Below are 6,233 nucleotides of genomic sequence, written 5' to 3'. Positions count from 1 at the left end.
TTCGAGCGCACTGTCGAGCGGGACGGGATGAATACGTTCCTTGAGGACTGGAGCGGAACGATCCACTAACCGCCATCACCGCGCCTCCACCGCCTGAAAGCTGATTGCGCCACGGCCCGTCGACATGTCGGCGGTGCTGCTCACGCTGCCCGGTACGATTGCCATGCTGCACGCCGGCTTCACGATCGTCACGGCCGCACCCATTGCAACGCCCGGCCAGATGTGCGGACGCACTTCAAACAAGGCGGTCACCGGGCCGTCTACCGACTCCATGACCTGATGTAGGTCTTTGGTGCCAATCTGGATCATGTCGCCAACGCTCAACGAAACGCCTGTCAGCGCCGTGATCCGAATGGCCTTCCGGTTAGCATCGATCGAAAACAGCGAGCCGGTAGGCAGGGYCGAYGAGCCCGGATGTTTGATCGGGCGACACCGGGAAAGCGGATACCCCTTGAACGTCTGCAGCCCGTTCTCAAGCGATGCCAGCCGTGCCCGCCAAGCGTCGAGATCATTGGGCTTCAGGCTTCGCGACTGATACGAAGCCCGCCACAGCGGCGAACCCATATCYTTCACGATCGTTCGGCCGTTCGCCTGCCGCGATTGCTCCTGTCGGTAAAGCAATTCGAACTCGGTCGACCAGCCGGGAAAACCCGCGAGAATGTCGAGAGGATAGGTGATGCTCATCAGAACTTCACATTCGTGCTGTTGGCCTCTCGCACAGCGGTGATCACCAGCGAAGGCAGTTCCGCYCGCATCTTCGCCAACTGCTGTTCGTTGCGCGCTACCGCTTCCGCAGATGCGCCGCGGTTRTCGATTACCGGGTTGAAATTGACCACGACAGGCCGGCCGCCACCACCTGCTACCACCTTCGGCATYTGAGGCACCTGCGGAATGATCGTGCCTGACTGCCCCGGCACRAACAGTTCGGGWCGCTTYTCGCCGACGACGTAGGCCTTGCCCTTCTGCACCGGCCCGCCGTTTTCACGCATGCCGCCCCAAGGGTCCGAGCCACCGCCACCACCGCCAAACAAAGAGGAAAACAAGCCGCTTACCCAGTTGCCGCTCCCGCTCTTGCCGAAGAGGCTTTCGAGACCGCTATTGATCAATTCCGCACCGACTTTGCGGAGGGCGTTAGCGACAGCGTCCAGCGCGTCCGTGCCGTCCTGGAGGTCTGAGATGAACCCGCCGACCACGTCCTTGCCGAGGCTCCTGAAGTCCTCCATGCGCGATCGAAGTTCATCCTGGCTATCGGCCAGCTTGGCGCTTTCGACACCGGCGGTCGCATACTGATCGGCAAGCGCGGCAATCTCAGCCCGTAGTTGGGGCGTGATCTTTTTGCCAGCTTCCTCGGCCGCGTTCAGCAATTCGCGTTCCATGCGCGCCTTCTCGGCGGCATAGCCATAGTCATCGATCAGCGGATTGAGCTGGCGCTGCGCTTCAGTCTCGGCGACCAGTTCGGCCGTCGTTTCGGCGATGCGCTGCGACAGTCGCTGATATTCGTCGGCACGTTCCTTGGCGGATTTCTTGCCTTTCCCGGACCCGACAGGTGGGTCGAAATCCTTCAGTGACACAGTCGACTTGGTCGGGGTTGCAAAGGCCTCGTCGATGCGACGATCAACCGGGCTGGTGACAGCCTCGCCCTTGCCGCTTGCGACGGCGACCTTTTCAGGCCCGATAGTAGGCGAGCGGGTCATACCGTATTTGGCGAGATTTTCCGGGCTGTTGAGCCCGAAATAATCATTGAAATTCTTGAAGATATTGGCGTTTCCGACCCTGTTCAGAAACGTCTCCAAGGCGTCTCCGCCGCGCTGTATCTCGGCAATGAAGCCGGACATGTCGAATGCCGCGATAGCGTCAGCTATATTTGAGAGGCCTCCGGCAAATCGCTGGCTGGCCCCCGTGGTCTTATCGAATTCACCGGCGGCCTTGATGAGTGCGTTCCAGAGTTTTTCGGTTGACTGGCTCGTCGTAAGGGCTGCGTCCGCGACCTTGGCTTTGAGCGTCGCACTACCGGCTTCGAATGATCGAAAGAACGCCTCAGACGAGACCTTGCCGTCCACTACCAGTTGACGAAGCTTGGCAACCGAGCCGCCCGCCTCATCCAGGCCAGCCGCCGCCGCCTGGGCGATAGGCAAGGCACCCTCAAGGATGCTGTTGAACTCTTCAGCTCGAACCGTGCCAGAGCCGAGCGCCTGCGACAATTGCAGCAACGCGCCAGACGCGGTCTGCGCATCGGTTCCAGCCACCCGGAGCGCCAGGGCGACATTGTCGGTGAAACCGAGCAGTTCTTCGGTCGAAACGCCAAGTTCTTTCTGGACGATTGCCGCTCGGCCAAAAAGCGTCACCAGGCTTTCGAGCGGCGCGGCGTTCCGCTGGGCGCTTTCGAACAACCGATCATAGACCCGGGTCAACTCCGCGCCTTGGAGGCCGGCGACTTTCAGCGCGTTTTGTATGCGGGTGGAGGCATCAATAAGCTGTTGCGCTTCACGAAGGGTAAAAGCGGCAGCAAGGCCGGCCACCATGCCTCTTGCCGAGCGCCCGATACCATCGAATGAACGCCCGATCTTCTTGCCGAGACCATCAAACTGACGTTCGATTTTCTTGGTGCTGGCACTCGTGTCACCTTCGAGCTTCTTGAGTGCCCTTCGCATTTGTGCAGTATCTGCCGAGATCGACAGAACAAGCTGTTCAAGGTCTTGGGCCATCAGCCATACTTCTCCAGCAGCTTCGCCATCTCGTCATCGCTCGGCGCTTCCGGTTGTGCCGGTCCACGGTGCATCTCATTGAACGCATCGATCGCATCGAAGAACTCGCCGACCGTTGCCGCCCAAAAGTCGACTGGGCGCCATTGAAGCGGGCCAACTGCCGTGCGCAGCCACTCCCGCCATGGAAGGGTTTCTAGGCCTTCATTCGACGACGTCTTGGCGCCGCCTCGCCGGCGGCTCCGACTTTTCCCGCGTCATCGCCGAGGTGGTGACCGAGGGCTGTGGCAAATGCGGTCTTGCAGGCTGGAAAGTCGCGCAGCTTCAACTCTCGCATAGCCGCCGCCGCGTCGCCTTTAATGGTCAGATGCTGGACGCCGGCCATTGTCGCAGCGATCTCCACGCCGAGCAGGCGCTGATACAGATCAACGAACGACTTGCAGTCCAGCGCAGTCGACACTGCAGCAAGCCGCCCGATCTCGGCCGCGATGACCAGATCCACGGAGCCGACGCGTAAGGCAACTTCGCCCCGCGCGCCATTGACGGAAATATCCGACATGATCAAACCTCGGCAACGAAGGCTGGCGGGCTTGCCGGGTTGAACGTAGCGGAGAAGTCCATGTTGCCTTCCATTTCACCGCTGAATTCCCAATCCGTCACGTACCAGGGGCCTGTATAAGTGCCGTCGCCGGGAACGATGATCTGGGCGTTGAAAACCTCTCCAGCACGAACATGGTCGAGAAGTTTCTTCGAGTTTGCGCCGGAAACAAACTTGCCGTTGCCGGAAAATGTGCGGCTCTGGATGCCAGGCTCGCCTGTCTTGATGACTGGGCCGCCAGGGTTGTTGCAATCTGGAATAGTCGTATCGACGTCGTTGGCGGACATGCTGAAGCTGCGAGTGGTCAGGCCGCAGAGATTGGAAAAGGTCTCCGGGCCGGGATCGGCGTCGTCATTGCCGATTTTGATCAACAGGGTACGTCCCTTTTGCTGGGGCATGGTCGTTTCCTTTCGTGGGATGGTCCGGCAGCGCCGGGATCAGTTGGATTGCGTGATCGCTCGAAACTCGACGACACCATGGCCGGTGAGGCCGTCCGGGTCGTAGAAGACGCGCTCGCCTCGGTGCTCCAGCGTCACGAGGTGGTTTGACGGCAGAGCGAGCGGATAGTCATGCAACGCGACGGCCACCTCATGCGCAATGGCACGAGCGTCCTGAAGCGGGTCCATCCCGTCGCGCGTCCAGACATGGACGTTCATGGTGATCTCGGTACCGGTGACACAAGTGGCGTCGTCTCGAATGCCAAAGGTGTCGAAACCAGCGATCTGCGGAAAGTCTTCCGTTTCTGGCCGGCGATAGTTGATGCGTGCCCCGACAAGCGCCGTCACGGCCGGTGCGGCCCGGAGCCGCGCCATTGCGGTTCCGACCAGTTCGCGTTGAGGTGAGGCCATTAGGATTTCGCCTTGCGGACTGCCTTGTTGACCGCCCCCGCCACTTTGCGGCGGATGCGCTTTTTCATGCCGCGATAGGTTGGAAAGACGTGCGGCTGGGCCGCCATCTTGATGGTGCCGAACTCCAGAAACCGCCAGACGTAGTCAGCGAAGATGCCGGTTGCATTCGGGTCTTTCGAGGTCGATCCGAGCACAGCCTTCTGCGACTTGTCGGCCAGACGTCCCCCCTCGATGCTGGCGCGATAATCACCGGTTTCACCGAGTGGAGCTCTCATTTCGATTGCTGTCGCCAGTTCTGTCGCGGCCTCAAGCTGGGCCGTTGCCGCTTCCTTCTCGGCGTCCGGCACAAGCTTGCGCAATCGGCGCATGACAGCTTCGCGACCGAGCATCTTGGCCTTGATCGCCATCAGCTCGCCGTCCCCTGCTCGACAAGCAACTCCAGCCATGCGCCCCTGTCGTCGGGATCGGCCAGCGACTTCACATTGAAAATGCGCTTGGCATCGTTCGCGTCGACCAGTCGCCAGCCGGGTGTAATCTGCCGCGTCACGCTGCTCTGCCGGATCGTGACGATATACGGCTGCACACCTTGCAATCGGCCAGCTATGACGGTCTCGCCGCCATTGCGCGGACGAAAGCCGGCGCGAACCGTGAACTGTGTTGCCCAGACACTGCCACCCGGAACCGGATTGTTGAATTCGTCGGTCGCCGGTCCCTTGACCTGGCAGTGGATACGATTTCTCAGTTGGCCGGCGCCCGAACGTTTGACCATCAACGAGTCTCTTGTTTTGGAGGACTTAGCGCTGTAGTAAAGCCGCTGGCCTTACTTACTGGAGCGAATTATGTCTGATATGGAACTGGTAAATCAAAACGCGTTGATCGAACTAACTGCAGACGTTATTTCGTCTTATGTCTCGAACAACCCAGTTCCCGCTGCCGAATTGCCGAGCTTGATTGCCAGCATTCATGCGTCGCTGACAACTTTGAAAGCGCCGCAGACCGCGCCAGAAGAAAAGCAGGTGCCAGCCGTATCGATCAAAAAGTCGATTACAGACGATTACCTCATCTGCCTCGAAGACGGCAAAAAGTTCAAGTCGCTCAAGCGCCACTTGGGAGTGCACTTCAACATGACGCCTGACGAATACCGTACCAAGTGGAACCTGCCGTCGGACTATCCTATGGTCGCACCGGCCTATGCGGCCGCACGTTCGGCTCTAGCCAAGACGATGGGCCTCGGACGCAAGCCCGGCGCCGCTGTAGCGGCAAAGCCAGCCGCTAAGGTTCGCAAGGCAAAATAGCCTGACCCTTTCGGGGTGCCTTTGTGGGCACCGCTTTCCCGGCTGCGATCGCCGCCTCGCCGCATGCCGTCGTCACATTCTGCGTCGACGGCTGAATGACCTGTGACCAGGTGTTGTTGAGTTCGGGCGGCGACCAGCGGAACACAGCGGTGAAGCGGACCCACATCACGCGATCCGTCCGACACGGAACCTGTTCACGATGGCTTCGTAGCCAAACGCGATCTCGGCAGGCACTTCACCTACGACCGAAGTTTCGCGGTTTTCATCCCAATGCGCGATCAGCATCAGCATCGCTATGCGCAGGCTTTCAGGGATCATCTTCAGGTCGACCGGATCGGCACCGGTGCCAGGAAACCCAGCTACGAACTCGACCGTGACCGCATCATACATCTGGCGCGCGGCGGGCCATGCCTTGCCATAGGCAGGCGATATGAACGCCTCGAACCGATCAGCGCGCCATTGATAATCACCGGCGCTGAGCGTCTGAGCCGTGCCGGTGGCGTCCATGTACTTGATGGCTTCGATCGACAGGACCGGGCCCATTGGTATCCGGATTTCTGCAGGGAAGCACTCGAGTTTGAGGCGCCAGCCAGCTGACATGATTGCAATACCGGCACCGTCCGGTCCTTCGACCATTTCCCGAGCAGCTTTGATGCACCGCTCGAGGAATGGCTTGTCGTCGTCATTGCCCTGGTCGATCCGAAGCTGCTCTTTGACTTCGGCCAAGGTCAGCGCCTMGGCCGCGGGCTGAGCAATGCGCTCGATCCGGTTCCACATGGCTATGCTATGC

Annotated in this window: 9 protein-coding genes; 1 reads left to right on the top strand and 8 read right to left on the bottom strand. The window is 60.1% G+C overall.

Annotated features, from left to right (window positions below; translation table 11 throughout):
* Positions 1 to 75: 75 nt before the first annotated feature.
* The 7 genes from AC1DWF_RS29130 to AC1DWF_RS29100 form a co-directional block, all read right to left on the bottom strand.
* A complete protein-coding gene (locus tag AC1DWF_RS29130; protein WP_476842375.1) occupies positions 76 to 684 on the bottom strand; it encodes a hypothetical protein in 609 nt (202 codons plus the stop codon).
* Positions 684 to 2,705 (bottom strand): tape measure protein, encoded by a 2,022-nt coding sequence (locus AC1DWF_RS29125; protein ID WP_476842374.1) that lies wholly within the window; start codon positions 2,703 to 2,705, stop codon positions 684 to 686. The genes AC1DWF_RS29130 and AC1DWF_RS29125 overlap by 1 nt, the downstream gene beginning before the upstream one ends.
* Before the next feature lie 193 nt (positions 2,706 to 2,898).
* Positions 2,899 to 3,204: a hypothetical protein gene (locus AC1DWF_RS29120; protein WP_476842373.1), complete on the bottom strand. Its 306-nt coding sequence runs from the start codon at positions 3,202 to 3,204 to the stop codon at positions 2,899 to 2,901.
* Positions 3,205 to 3,263: 59 nt separating this feature from the next.
* Positions 3,264 to 3,698 carry a phage tail tube protein gene (locus AC1DWF_RS29115; protein WP_476783755.1) on the bottom strand — a complete coding sequence of 145 codons (435 nt, stop codon included), beginning with the start codon at positions 3,696 to 3,698 and terminating at the stop codon, positions 3,264 to 3,266.
* Between the two features lie 39 nt (positions 3,699 to 3,737).
* Positions 3,738 to 4,148 carry a DUF3168 domain-containing protein gene (locus tag AC1DWF_RS29110; RefSeq protein WP_476783754.1) on the bottom strand — a complete coding sequence of 137 codons (411 nt, stop codon included), beginning with the start codon at positions 4,146 to 4,148 and terminating at the stop codon, positions 3,738 to 3,740.
* Positions 4,148 to 4,555, bottom strand: a complete 408-nt coding sequence (locus AC1DWF_RS29105; protein ID WP_476783753.1) for an HK97-gp10 family putative phage morphogenesis protein — start codon at positions 4,553 to 4,555, stop codon at positions 4,148 to 4,150. Before AC1DWF_RS29105 ends, AC1DWF_RS29110 begins: the two co-directional genes overlap by 1 nt.
* Positions 4,555 to 4,917: a head-tail adaptor protein gene (locus tag AC1DWF_RS29100; protein ID WP_476783752.1), complete on the bottom strand. Its 363-nt coding sequence runs from the start codon at positions 4,915 to 4,917 to the stop codon at positions 4,555 to 4,557. The genes AC1DWF_RS29105 and AC1DWF_RS29100 overlap by 1 nt, the downstream gene beginning before the upstream one ends.
* A gap of 70 nt (positions 4,918 to 4,987) precedes the next feature.
* Here AC1DWF_RS29100 and AC1DWF_RS29095 point away from each other — a divergent pair, with 70 nt between their 5' ends.
* Positions 4,988 to 5,443, top strand: coding sequence for a Ros/MucR family transcriptional regulator (locus AC1DWF_RS29095; protein WP_476783751.1), 456 nt, complete (start codon positions 4,988 to 4,990; stop codon positions 5,441 to 5,443).
* 165 nt (positions 5,444 to 5,608) lie between these two features.
* Here AC1DWF_RS29095 and AC1DWF_RS29090 read toward each other — a convergent pair.
* Positions 5,609 to 6,233 (bottom strand): head-tail connector protein (locus tag AC1DWF_RS29090; RefSeq protein ID WP_476842372.1); only part of this gene is annotated, 625 nt, incomplete at its 5' end.

Source organism: Aminobacter sp. P4_D5, assembly GCF_056401815.1.
The sequence above is the reverse complement of the archived record's forward strand: the minus strand, read 5'-3'. Positions and strand labels throughout refer to the sequence as shown.

Bases quoted from the DNA above. Each gene is read 5' to 3' on its own strand.
- AC1DWF_RS29115 (WP_476783755.1), bottom strand. From the start codon at position 3,698: ATGCCCCAGCAAAAGGGACGTACCCTGTTGATCAAAATCGGCAATGAC.
- AC1DWF_RS29110 (WP_476783754.1), bottom strand. From the start codon at position 4,148: ATGGCCTCACCTCAACGCGAACTGGTCGGAACCGCAATGGCGCGGCTC.
- AC1DWF_RS29105 (WP_476783753.1), bottom strand. From the start codon at position 4,555: ATGGCGATCAAGGCCAAGATGCTCGGTCGCGAAGCTGTCATGCGCCGA.
- AC1DWF_RS29100 (WP_476783752.1), bottom strand. From the start codon at position 4,917: ATGGTCAAACGTTCGGGCGCCGGCCAACTGAGAAATCGTATCCACTGC.
- AC1DWF_RS29095 (WP_476783751.1), top strand. From the start codon at position 4,988: ATGTCTGATATGGAACTGGTAAATCAAAACGCGTTGATCGAACTAACT.